Consider the following 22,712-nt stretch of genomic DNA (forward strand, 5'->3'; position numbering starts at 1 on the left):
AGCAAGCGGATGCAGGTGATCTTAGTGCTGAATCACAATGCAATCGTCGCAAAATCGGAGAAAGGGGAGTGGGTACTGATCAAACGAGGGATCGGGTTTGGACGCAAGATCGGAGATTCGATCGATGTGAAGGATATCGAAAGTATCTATCAAAAAATATGAGATCAATTCGGGGAGTTACTGTCTGGCAGGCTTGACCCATTTCGTTTCGGCGGAATGAGTCAGGCCTGTTTTTTAGTAAAGAAAGGAGAAATATGACAGCACTTGATATAACTAGTATTATCCGCAAAGATCTTTTGATCGCTGGTTCTAGATCGCAGACCAAAAGACAGATTTTGAAAGAGATGACCGATTTGCTTGAAAAACAAGGGATGATCTCCGATACTGCTGTTTTTTTGACCGCTATCTATCAGAGAGAAAAAGAAGGGCTTACGGGTATCGGACAAGGGATCGCTATCCCGCACGGAAAATCATCAGCCGTGAACCAAACGGTCGTTGCAGCAGCTACATTAAAGCAGCCGATCCCTTGGGAGACATTGGATGACGAAAATGTATCTGTGGTGATTTTATTTGCAGTAAAAGCAGAAGAGGCCAATGTCGAACATATCCAGGTATTGCAGAAGGTGGCGAGGCTATTAGCAAAAGATCATTTTATCAAGGAATTGAAAGAAACTTCGACCATTGAGGAATTATACGATTTATTCACAAAAAACAAATAAAAAGGAGTTTACTATCATGTTAGTTACAGGAAAAGAGATTCTATCAGTTGCAAAGAAAAAAGGATTTGCTGTACCAGCCTTCAACGCAGGTTCAGGTCAGCTGCTCAATGCAGTGATCGAAGCTTGTGAGGAAGCAAGTTCACCTGTCATGATCGCAATCCATCCAGAAGAGCTGTGTTTCCTGACAGACAGTTTCGTTGCACAAGTCAAATATGCAGCAGAAAAAGCCACAGTGCCCGTCTGTATCCATCTCGATCATGGAGCTGATTTCACGCAAGTCATCCATGCGATCCAGCTAGGCTTTACTTCGGTGATGATAGATGCCTCTCATTGTTCTTATGAGGAAAATGTCAAGTTGTCAAAAAAAGTGGTCGAGGCTGCTCACGCAGTCGGCGTTTCCGTAGAAGCAGAATTAGGGACGATCGGCGATACCGGGAATACGGTAGAAGGCGGGGTGAGTGAGATCATCTATACAGATCCAAAGACAGCGCAGGCATTTATCGAAGAAACAGGGATCGACAGTCTTGCTGTAGCCATCGGGACAGCCCACGGCATCTATCCAAAAGACATCGAACCTAAATTGCGCTTGGATATTCTGAAAGATATCGCAATGCTAACGGATATTCCGCTTGTCTTACATGGAGGATCAAGCAATCCAGATGAAGAAATCAGTAAAGCTGTCAGTATGGGGATCAATAAGATCAATATTTCAAGTGACATCAAGATTGTTTTTGCGGAAAAACTACGGGAAATACTGAATGGAGAAAATCAGGAGATCAGAGAACCGAATATGCTGTTCCCGCCATGTATGGAAGAAACGAAGAAGATCGCTTTAGAAAAAATCAGATTGTTCAAAGCAGAAGACAAAGCAAGATATTACACAAACAAGAAGGAGGATGACGAATGAAGATCGTAGGGATCGCAGCCTGTACAGCAGGGATCGCTCATACGTATATCGCAAAGGAAAAGCTCATCCAAGCAGCGAAAGACCGAGGACATCAGATCCAAATCGAAACCCAGGGACTAGCGGGCACTCAAGATACACTAGCAGCAAAAGCGATCGAACAGGCAGATATTGTCGTGATCGCTGCAGACATCAAGATCAGCGGAAAAGAACGGTTCAAGGGAAAGCGACTCGTGGAAATCCCGACAAGTCTAGTTGTAAAATCTCCGAACAAGCTGATTGAGAAACTAGAAGAGATGATCAAGTGAAGACTGGAGGAAACATCTATGGAAAAGATAAAAGCGATCGGTTTCAAGAAGCATCTGATGACGGCCATTTCCTTTTTCCTGCCGATCGTCGTTGCTTCAGGTTTTCTGTTGGCTGTCGGAAATATGATGGATGGGCAGACGATTGAACAATTTGCGGAAGGATTCACTTTTGCTGATACTATGACTACGATGGGCGGATACGGTTTGGGGCTGCTGCCGATGATCGTTTCTTGTGCGATCTCTTATTCGATTGCTGATAAGCCAGGGATCGCACCTGGCTTGATCATCGGGATGGTAGCTAGTGGTATCGGTGCCGGTTTTCTTGGCGGACTAGTCGGCGGATACTTGTCAGGACTTGTCGTTATGGGACTGACTTTAGCGATCAAAGTGCCAAAATGGATGGAAGGACTGATGCCGACACTGGTGATCCCTTTTCTCAGCTCGCTAGTTGCCGGTTTGACTATGTACTACGTGATCGGGACACCAATCAACTGGGCAACGAGTCTGCTCACAAATTATTTGCGTGATCTGGACACTTCTTCGCTCTTCATCTATGGCGCGATCATCGGTGTATTATCATCGATCGATTACGGCGGAGCCATCAATAAAGTTGTCTTTGCGTTTGTCTTTGCCCTATTCTCAGAAGGGATATATGAGCCGCTTACTGTCCTGATCTTAGCATCGATGGTCACGCCATTTGGTTTGACACTTGCATTCTTTTTAGGCAGATTGGTCAAAAAGAATATTTTCAATCGTCAAGAAATCGAGACGCTGAAAACAGCTTTTCCCATGGGAATCTGTCAGATCACTGAAGGGTGTTTTCCGATCGTACTGAATGATTTAGTACGCAATGTCATTGCGACTGGCATCGGAGGCGCAGTTGGCGGAGGGTTCAGTATGTTATGGGGCGCGGACAGCCGGATACCAGCTTCTGGTATGTTTGCTGTTGCTACGATGACTCGACCATGGGCGTTCATGGGCGCTTTGCTGCTTGGCTCTTCAGCGACTGCCTTGACGATCCTACTTCTGAAAAAACCAGTAGATCCCGATGCTGAGATCATTGTCGTTGAAAAAGAAGAGGAGGAGGTCTCATGGGAAGACTTGACGATCAGCTGAATCCTCAAAATCTCCATTATAAAGAACTGGTTCGGCAAATGTTTTTGTCTTCCGGCATGGTGTTCACCGAGGAGGAGCTTGCAAAAATCGAATATGCTGATTTTGGATTAGGGAACATCGAAAATGAAGGACTCAACCTATTTGTCTACGAAAACAATGAACGTTATTGTGCAAAGGAACTTGTTTTGCTTCCTTTTCAAACTTGTCCTGAACATCGGCATCCGCCTCGTGGAAACATGGAAGGGAAAAAAGAAACTTTCAGATGCCGGAAAGGACTGGTGTATTTGTATGTGGAATCTTGCATAAGTGACAAGAATCACTCATGCAAGATTCCAAAAGGTCAGGAGAACTATTACACTGCACAGCATGAAGTGGTCCTTCACCCCGGGGAACAATATACGATCGAACCAGATCATAGACATTGGTTCCAAGCTGGAAAAGAAGGGGCAGTCATCTCAGAATTTTCGTCTAGCAGTGATGATGCAAGTGACATTTTTACCGATCCAAGAATCAAACGATGAGACGGACAAGCCTAGAGAGGATGAAGAAATTCATTGTTCTCTAGGCTTTTTTGAGATGCGTTCAGATGATTCTGTTCTTTTTGGGCTGTTTATGAGAATACAGAAAGAAGCGTGATAATTTATTGATTATTCAGAAAATGGAAGACTATAATAAAAAAATAGTTATTCTAAGTAAGTATCTGGGACATCTAGCAAAGGGGGAATAGCTGCAGTGTGATGCAGATCATATCTTGATACGTAGAAGTGGAAAAAACAGAGATACATATCATTGAGGAAATGGATGAAGTAAGGAGTGTTACTTTTATCATAAGGGGGAATGTGGAAGATGTATAAAACATTAGGTAAATCATTGAGGCAGTATAAAAAACCATCTTTCTTTACGATGGTGTTCATGGCATTGGAAGTCTCGATGGAAGTCATGCTGCCATTTCTGATGGCAAAAATTTTAGATCGCGGATTCGGCACACAAGATATCGGTTATATTTTGAAAATCGGTCTGCTGATGTGCTTGATCGCATGTCTTTCGATGACATTCGGGATTTTAGGCGGGAAATTTTCTTCTGATTCATCGGCAGGCTTTGCTGGGAATCTCCGCGAAGATATCTATAAAAATATCCAGACATTTTCTTTTGAAAACATTGACCGGTTTTCAGCTTCGAGTTTGATCACTCGGCTGACAACAGATATTACGAATATCCAAAACGCATTCCAGATGGTACTGAAAACGATTATTCGAGCGCCATTTACGATCATTTTTGCTTTTACGATGGCTGCTTACACCAATACCAAATTAGCGCTAGATATTCTGATCATCATTCCGGTTGTCGCAGCTATTTTGATTGGGATCGTATATAAAGTCCATCCATATTTTATCCAAGTGTTTCGGAAATATGACCGGCTGAATCAGACAGTGCAAGAAGATATCAACGGTGTACGGGTGGTGAAATCTTATGTACGTGAAGACAAAGAAATCGAAAAGTTCAAACAAGCTTCTGAAGAGATCAAGCGGATTTTCATGAAGGCAGAAAAAATCATCGCTTTAAATAGCCCAATCATGCAGATTGCCATCTATAGTTCATTGTTGATCGTGTATTGGTTCGGTGCCAAATATGTCGTTGGCGGTTCAATGAGTGCAGGTGAATTGACGAGTTTTATCATGTATATGATGCAGATTTTGAACAGTTTGATGATGGTTTCGATGATTTTTGTCATGATCGTGATCTCAGAAGCCTCTGTCGAACGTGTCTCAGAAGTTTTAACAGAAAATAGTACATTGACAAGTCCACGCAACGCAACAAAAGAGATAGAAAACGGCGAGATCGAGTTTAAAGACGTGGCATTCAAATACCATGACCAATCAGCAGAATCAGATTTAAAGCATATCAGTCTACGTATATCATCTGGCGAGACAGTGGGGATTATCGGTGGAACCGGAAGCGGGAAGACTTCGCTGATCCAGTTGATTCCCCGTTTATATGATGTTTCTGAAGGAGCAGTTTATGTTTCAGGAAATAATGTAAAAGACTACGATCTAGTGACGCTTCGGGATCAGGTTTCGATGGTTTTACAAAAGAACACCTTGTTTTCGGGCACCATTCTTGAAAATCTCCGTTGGGGGAACGAGGAAGCTACATTTGAAGAGGTCAGACATGCAGCTAAGCTTGCTCAAGCAGACAGCTTTATCCAAGCCTTTCCAGATGGATATGAGACGATCTTGGATCAGGGAGGGACGAATGTCTCTGGTGGACAAAAACAACGGCTGACGATCGCACGCGCATTACTGAAGAATCCTAAAATCTTGATTTTAGATGACTCTACAAGTGCGGTCGACACAAAAACTGATCGAAGGATACGCCAAGCGCTTCTCGAAGAACTGCCGGATGTAACCAAAATCATCGTGGCTCAACGTATTTCTTCGATCCAAGAGGCGGATTGGATCATTGTGATGGATGAAGGGAAAATCAACGGGATGGGGACACATGAAGAATTATTGGATAAAAACAAGATTTATCAAGAAGTCTATGAATCCCAGATAAAAGGAGGCCGAATCAGTGAAGAATAAACCGCAAGTCAGCGCAATCAAGCTGTTGAAACGTATCTTTTCCTATGCGACAAGAACATACCGACTGCGCTTAGTCATCGTTTTCATCAGTATCCTCATTAGTGCTGCGACTAATGCGATCGGGATCAGCTTTACAAAACAATTGATCGATCGGTTTATCGAACCTCTTTCTAAGCAGCAGTCCCCTGATTTTACGCCTTTATTCCAGATGATCCTGCTGATGGGAGCGATGTACTTAACAGGAGCTTTCTTCACGTATGTCTATAATCGGACGATGGTGACCGTATCACAGGGGATACTGAAGGATATACGTGATGAGATGTTTACCCATATGGAAAAGCTGCCGATTCGTTATTATGACACGAATGCCACAGGAGATATCATGAGCAGATATACGAATGATATCGACACGTTACGACAGATGATCAGCCAATCCATACCGCAAACATTCTCTGCATTGGTTACTGTTACGGCTCTAGTGATCGCGATGTTCATCCTCAATATACCAATGACTTTTTTTGTCTTGCTGATGGTCTCACTGATGGTTTTTATTATTCGGACATTGGGAAGCAAAAGCGGCAAGTATTTTTCATTGCAGCAGCATTCGCTTGGTCAGGTCAACGGCTATGTAGAAGAGATGATTGAAGGACAGAAAGTAGTGAAGGTATTCAACCATGAACCTGAAGCAATCGCAGATTTTATCAAATTAAATGATGCGCTGAAAGAAAATTCGACGAAAGCGAACACCTATGCCAATATCATGATGCCTATCATGGGAAATATCGGAAACTTTACGTATTTGCTGACTGCAGTGATCGGTGCCATTTTTTCGATCACAGGTGTCACTGCGTTGACCTTAGGGAGTATTGCTTCTTTTGTCCAGTTTACAAAAAGTATCACGATGCCGGTTTCTCAGATTTCTCAGCAATTCAATGCAATCATTCTTTCTTTAGCAGGAGCGCAGCGGATATTTGATTTGCTCGATGAGAAACCAGAAGAGGACCAAGGGACTATAGAGCTAGTGAATATCGAGGAAACAGCAGACAAAACGATCAGAGAAACAAAAGAACGCACAGGAAAATGGGCATGGAAAACATCTGGAGAACATACGAATACGTATGTCGAATTAAAGGGAGAGGTACGCTTCGAGCATGTGACTTTTGGTTACCAACCGAACAAAGTAATCCTCCATGACATCCAGCTATTTGCAAAACCAGGACAAAAAATCGCATTTGTTGGAGCCACTGGCGCAGGAAAAACAACGATCACTAATCTGATCAACCGATTCTATGATATCCAGAAAGGAACAATCACCTATGACGGCATAGACATCACCAATATCCAGAAAGCTTCTTTACGGCGATCCTTAGGCGTCGTTCTGCAAGATACGCATTTATTTACTGGAACGATCAAGGAAAATATCCGTTATGGGAAACTAGATGCAACCGACGAAGATGTATATGAAGCAGCAAAGCTTGTGAATGCTGATCATTTCATTCGTCAGCTCCCGAATGGCTATGAAACGGAATTAAGTGATGACGGCAATTCACTGTCACAAGGACAAAGACAGCTTCTATCCATTGCGCGTGCTGCAGTTGCTGATCCACCTGTACTGATTCTAGATGAAGCAACTTCAAGCATTGATACGCGTACAGAAACGATTGTCCAAAAAGGAATGGATTCTTTGATGGAAGGGCGAACGGTATTCGTGATCGCACACCGGTTATCCACTGTCCAGAATTCAGATGCGATCATGGTGCTTGATCAAGGTAAAATCATTGAACGGGGGAATCATGAGGAACTCATTGCCAAACAAGGGGAATATTATCAATTGTACACAGGATCTTTCAAAACTGTATAACATTGAATACCATTTATTCGAAAAAGAGGAGCTGCGACAAGACCTTTGTCACAGCTCCTTTGTTTTGAGGAACATTCGTTTTTAGTGAAACATAACAATCACTGAGAGAAATAGCTATGGCGATAATCTTATAGGAAACAGCGGGATAAAAAACACTAAAAATAAATAGTGTTATTAAGAAATCGGATCAATTTCGTGTGCCTGTACGAAAGAAAGTCGTTTCAATTCTTTTTTAAATCGTTATTTTTAAATTCGAAAGCTGAAATTAGACAAAAAAATTCCTTTAGACAAAAACACTATATATGGTGGTTTGTGTTTCTTATACCACTAAAAAAATACAAAATCTAGTCTTTTATTTTAAAAAAACAAGCGTAGAATAAAAATAGAGTTTTGAGTTAGGGAGTGTTTTTTTTGAAGCTTACAGTTTTTTGCGGTTCCCGTTTCGGCAATAAAGAAAGTTATAAATTTATTGCTCAAACGTTAGGAAAATATATGGCACAAGAAGAAATCGAGCTCGTTTATGGCGGTTCCTATTCTGGGATCATGGGAACGATCAGCAAAACGGTCTTAGAAAATGATGGAAAAGTCACAGGGATCTATCCTACAGGGCTTTTCGAAACAGAGTTGCCAGGGACAGACGTCACCACGTTTATCCCAACAGATACCATCGACGAACGAAAAGTATTGCTGTTTGAAAAATGTGATGCTGTCTTGGTCTTTCCAGGAGGGCTTGGAACATTAGAAGAATTTTCTCAACTGCTTTCTTGGATCGCCATTGGTCTGACGCCGGACAAACCAATCGGTATTTTAGATATCGGTGGTTATTATACAGGCTTGAAGTTATTATTAGAAACATTTGCTAAAGAAGGATTCATGGACGCAAAATGGATGGAACGTGTGTTTTTTTCAAATAATCCATTAGAACTTGTCGATCGTTTGCGTACAGAAGCAAATAGAAACCATACATTATTGAAGGAGGCAAAATAATGAGTCAAATTTATCTAGCAGGTCCATTTTTTTCGGAGGAACAAATCGATCGAGTAAGCCGTATCGAAAAAGCATTGGAGGAAAACCCGACAGTCACAGATTTTTATTCTCCAAGACATCATCAAGAAAGCAACTATGAAATATTTAGTGCAGGCTGGGCACAAGAAGTCTATGAAAAAGATATGGAAGAGCTGACTGATGCTGATTTCGTGGTAGCGATCCTTGATTTTGAACATCAGACGATCGATCCGGGAACTGCGTATGAACTAGGTGTCGCAACCATGCTGAAAAAACCGATGATCATTTTCCAAGAAGAAACGGTACCTACGAACTTGATGGTCACACAAAGTCTGCATACTTATTTGAAAAAAGACCAGGAAGTACGCGACTATGATTTCAATACGCTTCCTGTCACACCATATGTTGGCGAATATTTATAGAAAAGGAAGGATGACATGTCAGTGATATTAATTTCAGGAACAATCGGCGCAGGCAAGAGCAGTTTGACAGATATGCTTGCGAACGAAATCGATTCTAAACCTTTTTATGAAAACGTAGAGGATAATGAAGTATTGCCGCTTTTTTATTCGAATCCGGAGCAGTACGCATTTTTATTGCAGATTTTCTTTTTGAATAAACGCTTTTTAGCAATGAAAAACGCACTAGTCAATGATGACAACGTGCTGGATCGTTCGATCTATGAAGACAGTCTGCTGTTTCATTTGAATGCAGACTTAGGTCGGGTAACAGATATCGAAGTGAAGCAATATGACAGCTTGCTGGACACGATGCTGAATGAACTAGACGATGTAGCACCGAAAAAACGGCCGGATCTGATGGTTCACATCAAAGTCTCTTTGGATACGATGCTGAAACGGATCAAAAAACGCGGACGCGATTATGAACAGTTAGAAAGCGATGAAACGCTGTATAACTATTACGAATCATTGAATCAACGTTACAATCAATGGTACGAAGATTTCGATGTGTGCCCAAAAATCCAAATCGATGGCGACAAATATGATTTTGTCGAAAAACCAGAACATGCCAAAGAAGTGATCTTGCAGATTCAAGAAAAACTGGCCGAGTTAGAAGGAAAGCCGGCTGGTAGATATTTCACAGATAATCAACATGCAAAAGGTCAGGAATTAGGCTGAATATGAACAGAAAACCTGCAGCATAAGTCGAATCGGCTTTACTGCAGGTTTTCTTTATTTTTTCATTTTCACAGAATTTCGTTTATGGCTTTCAGCTGCGTACATGTCAAAAGATTTAAACGAATCTTTGACTAATTTATGGCAGTGGTCACAAATACTAAGACTGCCTTGATCGCTAAATTCTGTATGAATATTTTTACTGTCCGTACATGTACAGTAATCATGACTATCAAATATGTTCATTTTTCTCTCCTCTGTCACTGATATGCGTATCCAATATAACAGAAAAGTGAGAGAGAAACAAAGAATGTTAAGAAATTTTACAAAAGAATCGATCAATCATACTTACAGACTGTAGATGTTCCCATCTTCATCCTTGATTCGATAGTTCCCGATTTTCGTAAAGGAGATTTTTACGTTTTTGTCATTCTGCTTCCCAGAAATGGTGTAGACATTCTTGTCTGTTGTAATTTTAATATCTGTCAAGGTTGTCTTTTTGTCCATTTCCTCAGAAGAATCGGAGCTTTTGATATCGTATTCTCGCGTCCATTCCATCTTGTTATCCGTAAATTTGATCGTTCCGCTCACCAGATTCAAGTCTTCCCGAACCTTGAGTGTGTAGATGCTGTCAGTAATATCCGCTTTATCCGCTTGATAAGTGGTGGTTTCAGTCGTTTTGTCTGTTGATTGACCTGTGTTGCAACCAGTTAAAGTAAAAATACCTGTCACCAAAGCCATCAATATGATTAATTTCTTCAAAAAAATTGCCCCCATATAATAGGATAAGGAAATTATACCATTGGAGACTGGAACTTGAAACGGATGTGAGAGAAAAAATCCAGATAAAGGAATAAAAACAAAGAGAAAGTGAAAAAAAGAGAAGTTTTTTCGAAAAATTCGTTGTTTATCCAAGAAAGGCCAATCTCTTCAAAACAACACGAGAAAACGCTTGAAGAAAGTGGTTGCAAAAACAGAGAAACATGTTATATTTATAAATGAACCGGTTCAATTACGGTTGAGAAATAGGAAAAGGAGAACCCAATAAAAAATCTTTGAACTTATAAACGATCAGAAGATGATCATCATCGTCTAGTAATTATGAACAACAAATGAAAAATAGCAATTGAGTGGAGCTAGCAGGAGTGAAGGAATATGTCATCGATTCGAGATGTCGCACAATTAGCAGGAGTGGCGGTTGGGACCGTTTCACGTTACTTGAATGGACAGCAGTTAAAAGAAGAAAATAGAGAAAAAATTGAAGCAGCTATCAAAACGCTGGATTATAAGGAAAACATCATCGCCAAAGGATTGAAAAACAATCGAAGTTTTTCGATCGGTCTGCTGATCAATGGCATCTCAAGCCGATTTGGATCCGAAGTCATTACAGGAATCGAAAAAGTAGCAGAAGAAAACGGGTATAGCTTGTTACTCAGTGGATTCACAGGAGAACAAGAGCTGATCAGCCGTAAAGTCGACCATTTGACGAAACATGCAGTAGATGGATTGATCGTTTTTTTATCGGAAGAAGAGTGGTCAGGCATCGAAGAACTAGGGGAAATCGAAATCCCAATAGTTGCATTGAATTGTCCGAAGACAGTGAACACGATCGATTCGATCCTTATTGATGATCGAAAAAGCGTGGAAACAGTCATCCGTCATTATGCAGCATCTGGTCATCAAAAGATCGGGTTTATTGCTGCCTCACAAACAGATTATGCGGCACGCGAACGCTTAGCAGGAGCTAGGAACGCGATCCAAGCATATCCTCAAAGCCAATTGGAAGTTTTTACAGGTGATTATTCCAGACGAAGCGGGTTTGCTGGAGCAAAAGAGTTGTTAGAAAAAGGGGTGACAGCACTGTTCGTCAGTAATTACAATATGTCGATCGGTGTACTCGAATGTTTCAATCAAGAGGGTGTACGCATTGGACAAGACATTGCGTTCAGCCACTATGATTATCTAGATAAAAACAGTCGGAGCAATCTTCCCCAGATAACGATCACACCTCCTACCGAAAAAATCGGGGAATGTGCCGCAGACCTGTTATTGAAACGGATAAAAAACCAAGAAATCAGTGCAGGGAAAGTCATCGTTATCGAAAATGAGATCGATGGAATCAATGTAGAGAAGAAAACAAACGAAGAAAGAGGCGAGTAGATGAAACGATATCAATTTCCAGAAAATTTCTGGTGGGGGTCTGCTGCGAGCGGACCGCAAACAGAAGGACGTGTCCCAGGTGACGGAAAAGGGGAGAATATTTTTGATTACTGGTATGGAATAGAACCTGAAAAATTCTTCAATAAAGTAGGTCCTGACAAAGCATCACAAGTGTATACCAAATATAAAGAAGATGTACAGCTGATGAAGCAGACCGGCCATAATTCTTTTCGAACATCCATCCAATGGAGTCGCTTGATTCCGGACGAAACGGGCGAGATCAATCCAGAAGCAGTCAGTTTTTACAATGATTATTTAGATAAATTGATTGAAAACGGTATCGAACCATTCATGAATCTGTACCATTTTGATCTGCCGATGTATTTACAGGAAAAAGGCGGTTGGTTGAACCGCGAAACAGTCCTGGCATATGAAAAGTATGCAAAGACTTGCTTTGAACTGTTTGGTTCGAAGGTCAAAAAATGGTTCACACACAACGAACCGATCGTCCCAGTAGAAGCTGGCTATTTGTATCGTTGGCATTATCCAGAGGAATCAAATATGAAAAAGGCAGTCCAAGTGGGATTTCATGAGGCCTTGGCTTCTGCACTGGCGATCCGTGCCTATCATTCCATGGAACAAGAGGGGAAGATCGGGATCATCTTGAATTTGACACCAAGCTATCCTCGTGATGAAACAAACGAAGCAGATGTAAAAGCAGCTCGGATAGCTGATGCGTTTTTCAACCGTTCTTTTCTAGACTCTGCAGTGAAAGGTGAATTTCCCGAAGATCTGATCACAATCATCAAAGAACTTGGGATCGTGCCAGAACATCAAGAAGGCGATCTTGCACTGATCAGGGAAAACACAGTCGATCTTCTCGGAATCAACTATTATCAACCACGACGGATCAAAGAAAAAGAGACCCCAATCGATGTCGAAAACAGCCCGATGCCAGAAGATTACTTCGATAATTACGAAATGCCGAATCGGAAGATGAACCCTTATCGCGGCTGGGAAATTTACGAAAAAGGCATCTATGATATATTGATCAATGTACGGAATCATTATGGCAATATCGATTGCTTTATCTCAGAAAACGGGATGGGTGTCGAAAACGAATCACGCTTCCTTCAAGAAGACGGGATGATCCATGATGACTATCGAATCGAATTTGTACGAGAACACTTGAAATATGTACATCAAGCAATCCAAGAAGGGGCAAATTGCTTAGGTTACCATATGTGGACGTGTATGGATAACTGGTCATGGACAAATGCCTATAAAAATCGCTATGGATTCATTTCAGTAGATCTGGATCAAAATGGGAAACGTACCATCAAAAAATCGGGCCACTGGTTCAAAGAAGTTGCTGATAACAATGGATTTTGAAAAATGAATGAGTGATAGAGAATAAGAGGTTGTAACAAAGCTGTCCTACATCAAATAATAAGAACAGCCAAATAAAAATAGTTCTTCCTATTTTTTGTTTGGTTGGGCTTATTATCGTAGATGCAAGCTTTTGAACACCGTTTATTCGGAAAAGGGAGGTATGACAAGTCTTTGGTCACACCTCCTTTTTCCTTCGAAAAAATAAAGTCCATTATTTCACTTCTTTTTTTAACTTTTTTGTCTTTCTATCCCATTTTTGTATATAATGGAATAGTCAAAATCGAATAGGAGTGGAGGAAGGCATGAGAAAAAAGAGACCATTTCTTCTCTTTTGGTTAGCTGGATTTTTCCTGCTGCTTATTTTATCCGCGGCAGTCTCGGGGAAAATGACAGCAGATCTCGCTCAAAAAAACACAGAAGAAATCGTAGCAAGTAAAGAATCAGTAGATAAATTCAAAAAAGAATTTAAGACGTATTGGTGGGAAGATTACAAAATAACAGCGAATTATGAAAAAGGCGAATTAGAAATCTACCTTCCGAAAACAAAAGAAGAAAACCAGTTCATCAATATTGATGATGTATTAAGTGCTATTTCTCTCAGACAGTATCAATACAAGGACAAACGATTGACGGTGCTCGTGTTATCGAACAGCGGAGAAAAGCTGGCACGTTTGAAAAACGGTAAAGTGATCAAACGTTTTTCTGAAAAAGTAGATGCCAAAGTAGTGGCTAGCCGTTTAGCAGATTGGAAAAAAACGAACGAAAAAGTGAAGAAAAACACAGAGAAAACGCAGACTTCGAATACGGCGGGCGCAGATTCAGAAAATCTTGGTACCTCATCCTCTGATACATCTGGAGAAAGTGATCCGGTCGGGACCAATCTCAACGATTATGATACAAGTACGCAAAACCAGGGATTTAATCCCTAACAATAGAAAAAGAACGAACGAAAGAGTAGTCCGCAAAAGAAAGCGGACTGCTCTTTTTCGGTATCAAAGACATTTGCATTTAGAATAAAATCCGTTCGGAGGCTTAAAAGAGAAAGGAAGTTTGTTATAATAGTCGATGGGAGTGATTGAATGAAAAAAGCATTTGAGTATCTGTTATTAATTCTTGCTATTGGGGTGTTGGGGGCTTGCAGTAGCCAAAAAAATCAATTTGATGCGCAAGCACAAGAGGCAATGGCTTCTTTTATGGAAAAAGAAAATCAGTGCTTTCATATGTCCAGAAAAGAACGGGACACATCTTCTTTTCATGAGGATCTGAATAAAGAAAGTATAAAAGAGATCTATTATTCAGAAAAAGATTTCAATTCGTATGTATTTGTAGTCAGAGACAAATTGTATAAAGACCCTGATCTGACAGTGTTGGAAGAAAATACCACCAGGGAATATTTGATGGAAAATGGGGATGAAAATCTGATATTTAGCGAAGGAGAATACAATCCATCCATGGTAGATAAAAAAAATAATTTTCAGCTGATTTATGAAGCGGAATAAAAAACGAAAAGAGTGGTATCTGCTGACTAAGGAGAGCTTGAGGTCGCTAAAAGCAGCATTAGGATCTTTCCCTCGAAATTACCGCCCTAATGATTTCTACGTAAATACAGAATCTTAATAAATAATAAAAAAATCTTAAGCTGATGTTTTTTTTATAAAAATTTCATTTTTTAGGAGCAGAATAATAAAAAATACGTAGAGAGAAGTGATAACTGTGACACAACTGAAAAAATTGTGCCAAAATCGTCTAACGGTCGTTTTGATCGCCGCGTTTTTCTTTTGGCTTAAAACGATCATTGCCTATTACACAGATTTTTCTTTGGGCGTAGAAGGGAGTATCCAGTATTTTATTTTATGGATCAATCCGATTGCGACAACCTTGCTGTTTTTCGGGCTCTCATTATATATAAAGAAAGTGAGACCGGCGCTCATTTTTCTTCTGATCGTCGATATCCTTAATACACTTTTGTTATATTTGAATATTATTTTTTATCGGGAATTCACGGATTTCATCACGGTGAAATCAGCACTCGGTTTTTCAAAAGTCTCGCAAGGACTATCAGGAAGCTCCTTTTCGCTGATGAAGCCGCATGATCTGATTTACTGGCTCGATATCCTCGTATTCATAGGGATTCTTTCGTGGATGTTCATAAAGAAGATACCTTTGAAAAGCAAACCTGTCACGAAATCAATGGCTGTTGCCGTCAGCTGTCTTTCCGTCCTGATTTTTTCCGGGAATCTGGCGTTGAGTGAAGCAAATCGCCCGCAATTACTGCAACGGACATTCGATCGTTCATATATCGTGAAGTATTTGGGAATCGATGCCTATACGATCTATGATGGGATCAAAACCGGAATGACAAGCAGTGTTCGAGCCCATGCAAGCAGTAACGGGATCGACGATGTATTGGCTTATACGAAACAGCATTACGCTGAACCTAATCCTGAGACTTTTGGGATCGCTAAAGGAAGGAATATCATCGTTCTTCATTTAGAAAGCTTCCAGCAGTTTTTGATCAATATGAAAGTCGATGGGCAGGAAGTGACGCCTTTCTTGAACAGTCTGTTCCAAAACCAGTCAACGATCAGCTTTGACAACTTTTTCCATGAAGTAGGACAAGGGAAGACGAGCGATGCAGAAAATATGCTGGAAACTGGCACATTCGGCTTACCGCAAGGCTCTCTCTTCACGGAACTTGGCTCGGACAATGTCTTCCAAGCTGCACCAGCTATCTTGAGTCAAACACAAGGGTATACAAGTGCAGTTTTTCATGGGAACGTCGCTAGTTTCTGGAACAGGGATCATGTTTATAAAAACATGGGTTATGATAACTTCTTTGACCGTTCTTATTTTAATGAATCCGATGAGACATTAGGGTATGGGATCTTGGACAAAGATTTATTCCGGGAATCTGTTCCTTATCTTGAGCATCTGCAGCAGCCGTTTTATGCGAAATTTCTTTCTGTCACGAACCATACGCCATATTATACGGATGATCAGAATTTTGATTTTCCATCCTTGAACACAGGGAATAGTACAGTCGATAATTACGTTCGTACCGCTCATTATCTCGACCAATCTCTGGAACAGTTCTTTACGTATCTGAAAAAATCAGGTATCTATCAGCAGTCGATATTCATGATCTACGGCGATCATTTCGGTATCTCGAATACAGATAATAAAGATCTGGCGACAGCTCTTGGAAAAGATCCAGATACTTGGAATGAATTCGACAATGCACAAATGCAAAGAGTACCTCTGATGTTCCATATCCCAGGTTATACAAAAGGAGAAGTCGATCATGAATATGGCGGAGAGATCGACGTGTTGCCAACACTGCTCCATCTCGTAGGTGTGGATGATCAGAACTATATCCATTTCGGCACAGATCTGTTATCTCCAAAACACGATCAAGTCGTAGCTTTTCGAAACGGCAATTTCGTGACACCGGATTATACGGAGCTAGGCGGTAAAACATATGCGAATAAGACCGGAAAAGTGATCGATCCAAAGAGTGCTGGAGTCGCTGAAGAGATTGCCAAAGATCAGGAACAAGTCAAGAAAGCATTGAGTCTTTCTGATAAACTGAATCAGGAAAATCTTTTGCGGTTTTATGTCCCTGACGGATTCCAGACCATTGATCCGAAACAATATGATTACCAGAATGAAGCAGAGCGAAATGCAGCGATTGAAAAACAAAAAGGCGGCAATTCAACAAGCGTCTATTCCAAAAATGGGAATAAATCGACGCAGGATCTTTATCCGATAGATGCTTCTTCAACCAAATAAAGAGTTGCTTCTAAAAAGTTGGGAAATCTCAACTTTTTAGAAGTTTTTTTATTATTTTTCGTAAAGTTTCTTCTTTTAGCGTATTTATTTAATGAATGCAGCAGAATTTTTTCTATTGAGGGGTTCTAAGAGTCGGGTCCGTGAGAAAAAAAGAGTCACACTCACTCCGTTGTCTTGTTCTTCATGAAAAAATCTGCTGATAAATTCAACCCATAAAGGAGAAATACTATGTACGATGGAGAATTGATCAAAAAGCTTCGAATGAACAGAAAACTGACACAATCGCAACTAGCGAAAGGGATATGTTCCAAGACCTCTTTGGTAGGTATGGAGAACCAGTCAGTCCAGAAAATATCATTTTTGACACTCAAATCATTTTTGGATCGGATGAATATGACCTTAGCTGAATATGAGTGGATCCGCAATCAAGTCGATGAACCGACAAAGGAAAAGAAAAAACGGGATCTGCTGAATAAGGTACATGAGGACAGTTTCGATCCCTACAAAGAGATCGCGGACAATCGCCGACAATTCAAAAAAACTGCAGATGTGTATTATTTGGTGCTGAATCTCCATTTATTCTGGAAAAACGGGACGCAACATGAGCTGCAGCTTGAGTTTTTGCGGTATGAGTGCCGAACGATCGAAGAATATTTTACCCGGATGCAGGAGTATGGACATTTTGAGCTGGCTATTTTAGCCGAGTTCCCTTCTATTTTCAGTGATTCGTTTATTGAGAACAATTATATGAAGATCAAAAAACGAATGCGGCAATTGGCAGATTTCAAAAGTGATGAACAGCGCTTTTTTACGTTCCTGAAAAATCTGACGCTCTATTATATCGAAAATAAGCGTTACAAAAAGGCGCGGAGTGTCAATGAGGACTTGCAGAGGAGTCTAGCTTTCAAGAAAAAATCGGAAGTTATCTATGAACGGCTGATGTCGGAATACCATCGGCGTCTGATTTCTGCAGCATTAGGCGAACCGATTCTTGCAGAAGAGATCCAGCCGCTTTTTTCAGTTATCGAGTACACTTTGGGAGAAAACCAACGTAAGGAACTAGAAGAAAAGCTGCTGGAATGTGCAAAGTCCAGCAGCTGAGTTCGATAAAAATCAGTTTGATTTTGGATGGATACTGTTTTCCAGCACCTGATCATCATAAGGCGGGAAAAAACGAGTGATTTCTTTTAGAGCAGAATCACGCGAATCAGAAGCATGGATGATATTCTCCGTTCCGGGAAGTGCGTAATCCCCGCGGATCGTACCGGGCGCAGCATCAACTGCTTTGGTTGCACCGACCATTTTTCGAACGAGGTCGATGACGTCTTCTCCGACTAGGACTAGATAAACAACAGGACCAGATGTCATATAGTCGATCAGCTCATCGAAGAAGCTGCGTTCTGACAGATGCTGATAATGTTCCTTCGCAAGTGTCGCAGACATCGTGGCGAATTTCATCTCAGCGATCGCTAATCCTTTTTCTTCAAAGCGCTGGATGATCCTGCCGACTAGATGCCGTCTGACGCCGTCTGGTTTGATAATGACAAGTGTTCGTTCCATATCCATACTTTCCAACTCCTCTCAGTATAGTTCCATTATACTGGGAGAGACTCGAGGTGACAAACAAAACCGCGTATACATCAGAGGAAGAAGTTGTACCGAACGAGGCGTGTAAGTAATGGGATCGAAAAAGAAATGGAAAAATTTAAAATCGGATTTGACATCTTCTCCGATAGTTGTTATATTGACAAAGGAAAACCGAATAAGATTTGTTAGGTGAGGCTCCTATACAAACACAGGCTACTGCCCAAAAACGTCGAGAGACGCCAATGGGTAGAACAGGAATTGTCGAGACAAGGCTTTTCATAAGGTAGCTAAAAGCAGAGAACTGCTTTTTACGTTGTACAGTGTCAAAACTCAACGATGAGATCATCAAAGCTTTTTTAGCATGCTTTTTCAACCTCTCGCTGAGTATTTGGCGAGAGGTTTTTTACATGCAATGAATCTTAAGGTCTTCCGAATACATCAAGAAGAAGGTGATTCTGTTGGGAAAATGACAAATAGACGGCAAACCGCAGGAAAAAAATCGAAAAAAAACGTACAAGTAAAGGAGATGAGAACAAATGGATGACAGTCCTTCGAAGAAAAAATCGTTAGAGAAAAGGCCGGTTGAGACTATTATCTATCTGTTTTCAGCCCCTTTAGATCAGCCTTTTTCTCTATCGATCCATTGAATAAGAAAAACATTCGAAAAACAAGCGTATCTGCTGTTTTTTGGATTCAAAGGAGAAGATCGATATGGAAAAAAAGAAAGATACACAAAAAATCTATGCTGCTTTTGCAGGCAAAAGCAAACAGGAATTATTCGCACATTTTCGTACAACGGACAAAGGATTATCCGAAAAGCAAATCGAAGTTTCCAGAGAACAATATGGGGAAAATGCGATCTCTTATGGAAAGAAGACGCCATTTATTATCGAAGTCTTAAAAGCATATATCACGCCTTTCACACTCGTACTGATCGCACTAGGTGTTATTTCATTCATCACAGAATACGTACTGGCAGCACCTGGTGACAAAGATCTATTTGGTGTCGCAATCATCTTCACGATGGTGATCGTCAGCGGAACGATGACCCTGATCCAATCTGTCCGCTCTAATCAAGCAGCTGAAAAATTGAAATCTTTAGTAAAAGTGACCGCGGCAGTGAAACGAAACGGCCGTTATACAGAAATCCCCATGGAAGAAATCGTGTGTGGAGACCTTGTACGATTATCTGCTGGAGATATGATCCCTGCAGACATGCGATTGTTATCAGCGAAGGATCTGTTCATTTCGCAAGCAGCGTTGACAGGTGAAAGTTATCCTGTAGAAAAACATGCAGCGATCTGCGACAATGCGAATCAAAGTGAAACAAGCTATGAAAATCTTGTGTTCATGGGAAGCAATGTGATCAGCGGAAGTGCGGAAGGGATCATCGTATCAGTCGGAAATGATACCTTATTCGGTCATGTAGCAGAGACCTTGTCTGAAAAACCGATCAAGTCAAACTTCGAATTGGGGATCCACAAGACGTCCTTGTTATTGATCAAATTCATGGCATTGATGGCGCCAACTGTGATCGTTATCAACGGTTTGACAAAAGGAGACTGGTTAGAAGCGTTCCTTTTCGGTTTATCTGTCGCTGTCGGCTTGACACCTGAGATGCTTCCGATGATTGTTACCACGAACTTGGTCAAAGGCGCAAGCGTGATGGCAAAAAAAGGAACAGTGATCAAGAATCTGAATGCGATCCAGAACTTCGGAGCAATCGACGTATTATGTACAGATAAAACAGGAACACTCACACAAGACAAGATTATTTTAGAATACCACATGGATTGTGAAGGAAATGAGGATGATCGTGTATTACGCCATGCGTATTTGAATAGTTATTATCAGACAGGACTAAAAAATCTGCTGGATGTCGCGATTATCGATGAAGCATCAGAAACGTTGGATACAGACAAGATCAACTATCAAAAAGTCGATGAGATCCCATTTGATTTCGAACGTCGGCGTATGAGTGTCGTCGTAGAAGATTCAGCCGGAAAAACACAGATGATTACCAAAGGCGCTATCGAAGAAATGCTGGATATCTCAAGTTATATCGATATGGGCGGAAACGTGAGCCCATTGACCAAAGAACGAAAAGAAGCGGTATTGAACAAAGTGAGAGATCTGAATGAAGATGGCTTGCGGGTCATCGGTGTCGCACAAAAAACGAATCCAAGTGTCGTAGGAGAATTTTCAGTCAAAGATGAATCCGATATGGTACTGATTGGGTATCTTGCTTTCCTTGATCCACCAAAGGAAACAACAAAGCAAGCACTACAAGCTCTGAAAAACCACGGTGTTGCTGTCAAAGTTCTGACTGGTGACAATGAATTAGTCACTCGTTCTGTTTGCCGACAAGTCGGATTAGAAATCAATGAACTGATCACAGGCGAAAAAATCTCAGAAATGGATGACCATAAATTAGCGAAAGTAGCAGAAGAGCATGACGTATTCGTCAAATTGAACCCGCAACAAAAAGCCCGTTTGACGACAGCGCTACGTAAAAATGGACACACAGTCGGATTCTTGGGAGACGGAATCAATGACGCACCTGCTATGAAAGTCGCTGATATCGGGATTTCCGTCGATACGGCTGTCGACATCGCCAAGGAATCAGCAGATGTCATTCTTTTGGAAAAAGACTTGATGATTTTAGAAAGAGGGCTGTTATCAGGAAGAGAAACATTCGGGAATATCATGAAGTATATCAAAGCAACTGCTAGTTCGAACTTCGGCAACATGTTTTCTGTACTGATTGCCAGCACATTCTTGCCGTTTTTACCTATGCTACCTTTGCAGATCCTGTTTTTGAATCTGATCTATGATGTTTCATGTATCTCGCTTCCTTGGGATCGGATGGACAAAGAATATCTGGACGAACCGAAAAAATGGGAAGCTTCAAGTATCGGGAAGTTCATGATTTACTTTGGACCTACAAGTTCTGTGTTTGATATCACTACGTATCTATTGATGTACTTCATCATTTGTCCTGCTGTCGTAGGCGGGAGTTTCCATACATTGACAAGTTCGCAGCAAGTTGTATTCATCGCATTGTTCCATGCAGGTTGGTTCGTGGAATCATTGTGGACGCAGACATTGGTTCTTCACGCATTGCGTACGCCAAAGCTTCCATTTATCCAAAGCAATGCGACATTTGCGATGATCATCATCACGACTTTAGGGATTTTAGTCGGTTCGCTTCTGCCGTTTACAGGTTTTGGGGCAGAACTTGGGTTGCTGCCATTACCAGGAACTTACTGGATCTGGCTATTTGTCACAGTACTTGCTTATTTAGCATTAGTCACATTCGTCAAAAAATTCTATATCCGAAAATTCGGTGAATTGTTATAAGAAAACCGGCTAATCTGTTTTTTCTGTGCCAATCATGATAAACTGAATGTAACGTTTTCTGAAAGGATTAGTGAAAGTATGAAAGGCGCAATATTTGATTTAGACGGGTTACTAGTAGACACAGAAAAAACATATCGTGACGGCTGGCTTTGGGGATTCGAACAATTCGATATCGAGATCCCTAAAGAAATCGTCGATGCGTGGGGTGGAAAAAATTGGAAGCAAAGCTTTGATATCTTAGTCCAGGCAGCTGGAAGTCCTGAAAAAGTACAAGAAGTTCGAGCAAAACGCGAAGAATATTTTTATGAACAGCTTCGCCATGGAGAAATCCAATTGAAACCTTACGCAAAAGATATTCTGATAGAATTAAAAAAACGTGAATTGAAAATCGGATTGGCAACGACTACTGTTACGAAAAGAGCCACAGACATTTTGGATCAATTTGGACTGAAACCTTTTTTCGATACATTTACCTTCGGAGATGAGGTGGCGGAGAACAAACCTTCTCCAATCCCTTACCTGACCGCTTTGGAACGAACGGATCTCCTTGCTCCTGAAGCATTTGCAGTAGAAGATTCATTAGTCGGAGCAACTTCTGCTTCTAGAGCAGGGCTTGGTGTGGTGCTGATTCCCGATTCAAGCTTTGAACGGAATTACTCGAAAGAAGAGAAAGAAAAATTGAACCTTCTGACGGAAGGAAATGATCTACGAGTTGTTATTGATCTATTGGATAAAAAAACAAACAATTGATGTTTTGGACACTTTATCCAATTTTTATGCTTGACTTTTTAT

The 22,712-nt window shown here is 40.9% G+C and carries 22 protein-coding genes and 1 riboswitch; of the genes, 19 read left to right on the top strand and 3 right to left on the bottom strand.

Translation table 11 applies throughout. The features are described from left to right. Nucleotides 1-9 precede the first annotated feature (9 nt). The 11 genes from G7Y42_RS00570 to G7Y42_RS00620 all read left to right on the top strand — a co-directional run bounded on the left by G7Y42_RS00570 (nt 10) and on the right by G7Y42_RS00620 (nt 9,635). The gene (locus tag G7Y42_RS00570) at nt 10-162 is read left to right on the top strand and encodes a CAT RNA binding domain-containing protein (protein ID WP_165002864.1); all 153 of its coding nucleotides are present in this window, start codon (nt 10-12) and stop codon (nt 160-162) included. 92 nt (nt 163-254) lie between these two features. Beyond that, on the top strand, nt 255-719 hold the full coding sequence (locus G7Y42_RS00575) for a PTS sugar transporter subunit IIA (protein WP_165002866.1): 465 nt from the start codon (nt 255-257) through the stop codon (nt 717-719). 16 nt (nt 720-735) lie between these two features. Beyond that, nucleotides 736-1,626, top strand: a complete 891-nt coding sequence (locus G7Y42_RS00580; protein ID WP_165002868.1) for a ketose-bisphosphate aldolase — start codon at nt 736-738, stop codon at nt 1,624-1,626. Further along, nucleotides 1,623-1,931 (top strand): fructose PTS transporter subunit IIB, encoded by a 309-nt coding sequence (locus G7Y42_RS00585; RefSeq protein ID WP_165002870.1) that lies wholly within the window; start codon nt 1,623-1,625, stop codon nt 1,929-1,931. Before G7Y42_RS00580 ends, G7Y42_RS00585 begins: the two co-directional genes overlap by 4 nt. Nucleotides 1,932-1,949: 18 nt before the next feature. Continuing rightward, on the top strand, nt 1,950-3,047 hold the full coding sequence (locus G7Y42_RS00590; protein WP_165002872.1) for a PTS fructose transporter subunit IIC: 1,098 nt from the start codon (nt 1,950-1,952) through the stop codon (nt 3,045-3,047). Then, nucleotides 3,023-3,568, top strand: coding sequence for a D-lyxose/D-mannose family sugar isomerase (locus G7Y42_RS00595; protein WP_277424413.1), 546 nt, complete (start codon nt 3,023-3,025; stop codon nt 3,566-3,568). Before G7Y42_RS00590 ends, G7Y42_RS00595 begins: the two co-directional genes overlap by 25 nt. A 325-nt stretch (nt 3,569-3,893) precedes the next feature. Continuing rightward, the gene (locus tag G7Y42_RS00600; protein ID WP_165002874.1) at nt 3,894-5,630 is read left to right on the top strand and encodes an ABC transporter ATP-binding protein; all 1,737 of its coding nucleotides are present in this window, start codon (nt 3,894-3,896) and stop codon (nt 5,628-5,630) included. After that, nucleotides 5,620-7,491: an ABC transporter ATP-binding protein gene (locus G7Y42_RS00605; RefSeq protein ID WP_165002875.1), complete on the top strand. Its 1,872-nt coding sequence runs from the start codon at nt 5,620-5,622 to the stop codon at nt 7,489-7,491. Before G7Y42_RS00600 ends, G7Y42_RS00605 begins: the two co-directional genes overlap by 11 nt. Nucleotides 7,492-7,902: 411 nt before the next feature. Beyond that, nucleotides 7,903-8,478, top strand: a complete 576-nt coding sequence (locus G7Y42_RS00610) for a TIGR00730 family Rossman fold protein (protein ID WP_165002877.1) — start codon at nt 7,903-7,905, stop codon at nt 8,476-8,478. Beyond that, complete coding sequence (locus G7Y42_RS00615) at nt 8,478-8,918, top strand: nucleoside 2-deoxyribosyltransferase (RefSeq protein WP_165002879.1); 441 nt, start codon at nt 8,478-8,480, stop codon at nt 8,916-8,918. The genes G7Y42_RS00610 and G7Y42_RS00615 overlap by 1 nt, the downstream gene beginning before the upstream one ends. Before the next feature lie 15 nt (nt 8,919-8,933). Then, the gene (locus G7Y42_RS00620) at nt 8,934-9,635 is read left to right on the top strand and encodes a deoxynucleoside kinase (RefSeq protein ID WP_165002881.1); all 702 of its coding nucleotides are present in this window, start codon (nt 8,934-8,936) and stop codon (nt 9,633-9,635) included. A 54-nt stretch (nt 9,636-9,689) separates the two neighbouring features. On the opposite strand, the gene G7Y42_RS15190 is transcribed toward G7Y42_RS00620, so the two are convergent. Both G7Y42_RS15190 and G7Y42_RS00630 read right to left on the bottom strand, forming a co-directional pair. Continuing rightward, entirely contained in the window at nt 9,690-9,872 is a 183-nt protein-coding gene (locus tag G7Y42_RS15190) for a hypothetical protein (RefSeq protein ID WP_346773678.1), read from the bottom strand. 108 nt (nt 9,873-9,980) lie between these two features. Then, the gene (locus tag G7Y42_RS00630; protein WP_165002885.1) at nt 9,981-10,394 is read right to left on the bottom strand and encodes a hypothetical protein; all 414 of its coding nucleotides are present in this window, start codon (nt 10,392-10,394) and stop codon (nt 9,981-9,983) included. A gap of 393 nt (nt 10,395-10,787) precedes the next feature. On the opposite strand from G7Y42_RS00630, the gene G7Y42_RS00635 reads away from it, so the two are divergent. The 6 genes from G7Y42_RS00635 (at nt 10,788) to G7Y42_RS00660 (ending at nt 18,074) form a co-directional block, all read left to right on the top strand. After that, the gene (locus G7Y42_RS00635; protein ID WP_165002887.1) at nt 10,788-11,792 is read left to right on the top strand and encodes a LacI family DNA-binding transcriptional regulator; all 1,005 of its coding nucleotides are present in this window, start codon (nt 10,788-10,790) and stop codon (nt 11,790-11,792) included. Next, nucleotides 11,793-13,184 carry a glycoside hydrolase family 1 protein gene (locus G7Y42_RS00640; protein ID WP_165002889.1) on the top strand — a complete coding sequence of 464 codons (1,392 nt, stop codon included), beginning with the start codon at nt 11,793-11,795 and terminating at the stop codon, nt 13,182-13,184. It begins immediately after the preceding gene. Nucleotides 13,185-13,486: 302 nt separating this feature from the next. After that, nucleotides 13,487-14,113 carry a hypothetical protein gene (locus G7Y42_RS00645; RefSeq protein ID WP_241161884.1) on the top strand — a complete coding sequence of 209 codons (627 nt, stop codon included), beginning with the start codon at nt 13,487-13,489 and terminating at the stop codon, nt 14,111-14,113. Nucleotides 14,114-14,263: 150 nt separating this feature from the next. Further along, complete coding sequence (locus tag G7Y42_RS00650) at nt 14,264-14,683, top strand: hypothetical protein (RefSeq protein ID WP_165002891.1); 420 nt, start codon at nt 14,264-14,266, stop codon at nt 14,681-14,683. Nucleotides 14,684-14,897: 214 nt separating this feature from the next. Further along, nucleotides 14,898-16,973 carry an LTA synthase family protein gene (locus G7Y42_RS00655; RefSeq protein ID WP_165002893.1) on the top strand — a complete coding sequence of 692 codons (2,076 nt, stop codon included), beginning with the start codon at nt 14,898-14,900 and terminating at the stop codon, nt 16,971-16,973. A gap of 228 nt (nt 16,974-17,201) precedes the next feature. After that, nucleotides 17,202-18,074, top strand: coding sequence for a helix-turn-helix transcriptional regulator (locus G7Y42_RS00660; RefSeq protein WP_165002895.1), 873 nt, complete (start codon nt 17,202-17,204; stop codon nt 18,072-18,074). Nucleotides 18,075-18,086: 12 nt separating this feature from the next. Here the strand turns inward: G7Y42_RS00660 and ndk are convergent, their stop codons facing one another. Next, a complete protein-coding gene (gene ndk / locus G7Y42_RS00665; RefSeq protein ID WP_165003352.1) occupies nt 18,087-18,533 on the bottom strand; it encodes a nucleoside-diphosphate kinase in 447 nt (148 codons plus the stop codon). 201 nt (nt 18,534-18,734) lie between these two features. Then, nucleotides 18,735-18,909: riboswitch (M-box (ykoK) riboswitch) on the top strand. Nucleotides 18,910-19,271: 362 nt separating this feature from the next. On the opposite strand from ndk, the gene mgtA reads away from it, so the two are divergent. Continuing rightward, the gene (gene mgtA, locus G7Y42_RS00670; protein ID WP_165002897.1) at nt 19,272-21,920 is read left to right on the top strand and encodes a magnesium-translocating P-type ATPase; all 2,649 of its coding nucleotides are present in this window, start codon (nt 19,272-19,274) and stop codon (nt 21,918-21,920) included. Between the two features lie 78 nt (nt 21,921-21,998). Beyond that, nucleotides 21,999-22,670 carry an HAD family phosphatase gene (locus G7Y42_RS00675; protein ID WP_165002899.1) on the top strand — a complete coding sequence of 224 codons (672 nt, stop codon included), beginning with the start codon at nt 21,999-22,001 and terminating at the stop codon, nt 22,668-22,670. The last annotated feature ends 42 nt before the right edge of the window (nt 22,671-22,712 follow it).

This window comes from Enterococcus sp. ZJ1622 (assembly GCF_011038845.1).
Classification (GTDB): Bacteria; Bacillota; Bacilli; order Lactobacillales; family Enterococcaceae; genus Enterococcus_B.

Excerpts from the sequence above, each read along its gene's own strand:
- G7Y42_RS00570 (WP_165002864.1), top strand. The coding sequence starts at position 10 with ATGCAGGTGATCTTAGTGCTGAATCACAATGCAATCGTCGCAAAATCG.
- ndk (WP_165003352.1), bottom strand. The coding sequence starts at position 18,533 with ATGGAACGAACACTTGTCATTATCAAACCAGACGGCGTCAGACGGCAT.
- G7Y42_RS00580 (WP_165002868.1), top strand. The coding sequence starts at position 736 with ATGTTAGTTACAGGAAAAGAGATTCTATCAGTTGCAAAGAAAAAAGGA.
- G7Y42_RS00575 (WP_165002866.1), top strand. The coding sequence starts at position 255 with ATGACAGCACTTGATATAACTAGTATTATCCGCAAAGATCTTTTGATC.
- G7Y42_RS00595 (WP_277424413.1), top strand. The coding sequence starts at position 3,023 with ATGGGAAGACTTGACGATCAGCTGAATCCTCAAAATCTCCATTATAAA.
- G7Y42_RS00660 (WP_165002895.1), top strand. The coding sequence starts at position 17,202 with ATGTACGATGGAGAATTGATCAAAAAGCTTCGAATGAACAGAAAACTG.
- G7Y42_RS00620 (WP_165002881.1), top strand. The coding sequence starts at position 8,934 with ATGTCAGTGATATTAATTTCAGGAACAATCGGCGCAGGCAAGAGCAGT.
- G7Y42_RS00615 (WP_165002879.1), top strand. The coding sequence starts at position 8,478 with ATGAGTCAAATTTATCTAGCAGGTCCATTTTTTTCGGAGGAACAAATC.
- G7Y42_RS00675 (WP_165002899.1), top strand. The coding sequence starts at position 21,999 with ATGAAAGGCGCAATATTTGATTTAGACGGGTTACTAGTAGACACAGAA.
- G7Y42_RS00635 (WP_165002887.1), top strand. The coding sequence starts at position 10,788 with ATGTCATCGATTCGAGATGTCGCACAATTAGCAGGAGTGGCGGTTGGG.
- G7Y42_RS00585 (WP_165002870.1), top strand. The coding sequence starts at position 1,623 with ATGAAGATCGTAGGGATCGCAGCCTGTACAGCAGGGATCGCTCATACG.
- G7Y42_RS00590 (WP_165002872.1), top strand. The coding sequence starts at position 1,950 with ATGGAAAAGATAAAAGCGATCGGTTTCAAGAAGCATCTGATGACGGCC.
- G7Y42_RS00650 (WP_165002891.1), top strand. The coding sequence starts at position 14,264 with ATGAAAAAAGCATTTGAGTATCTGTTATTAATTCTTGCTATTGGGGTG.
- G7Y42_RS00600 (WP_165002874.1), top strand. The coding sequence starts at position 3,894 with ATGTATAAAACATTAGGTAAATCATTGAGGCAGTATAAAAAACCATCT.
- G7Y42_RS00640 (WP_165002889.1), top strand. The coding sequence starts at position 11,793 with ATGAAACGATATCAATTTCCAGAAAATTTCTGGTGGGGGTCTGCTGCG.
- mgtA (WP_165002897.1), top strand. The coding sequence starts at position 19,272 with ATGGAAAAAAAGAAAGATACACAAAAAATCTATGCTGCTTTTGCAGGC.
- G7Y42_RS00645 (WP_241161884.1), top strand. The coding sequence starts at position 13,487 with ATGAGAAAAAAGAGACCATTTCTTCTCTTTTGGTTAGCTGGATTTTTC.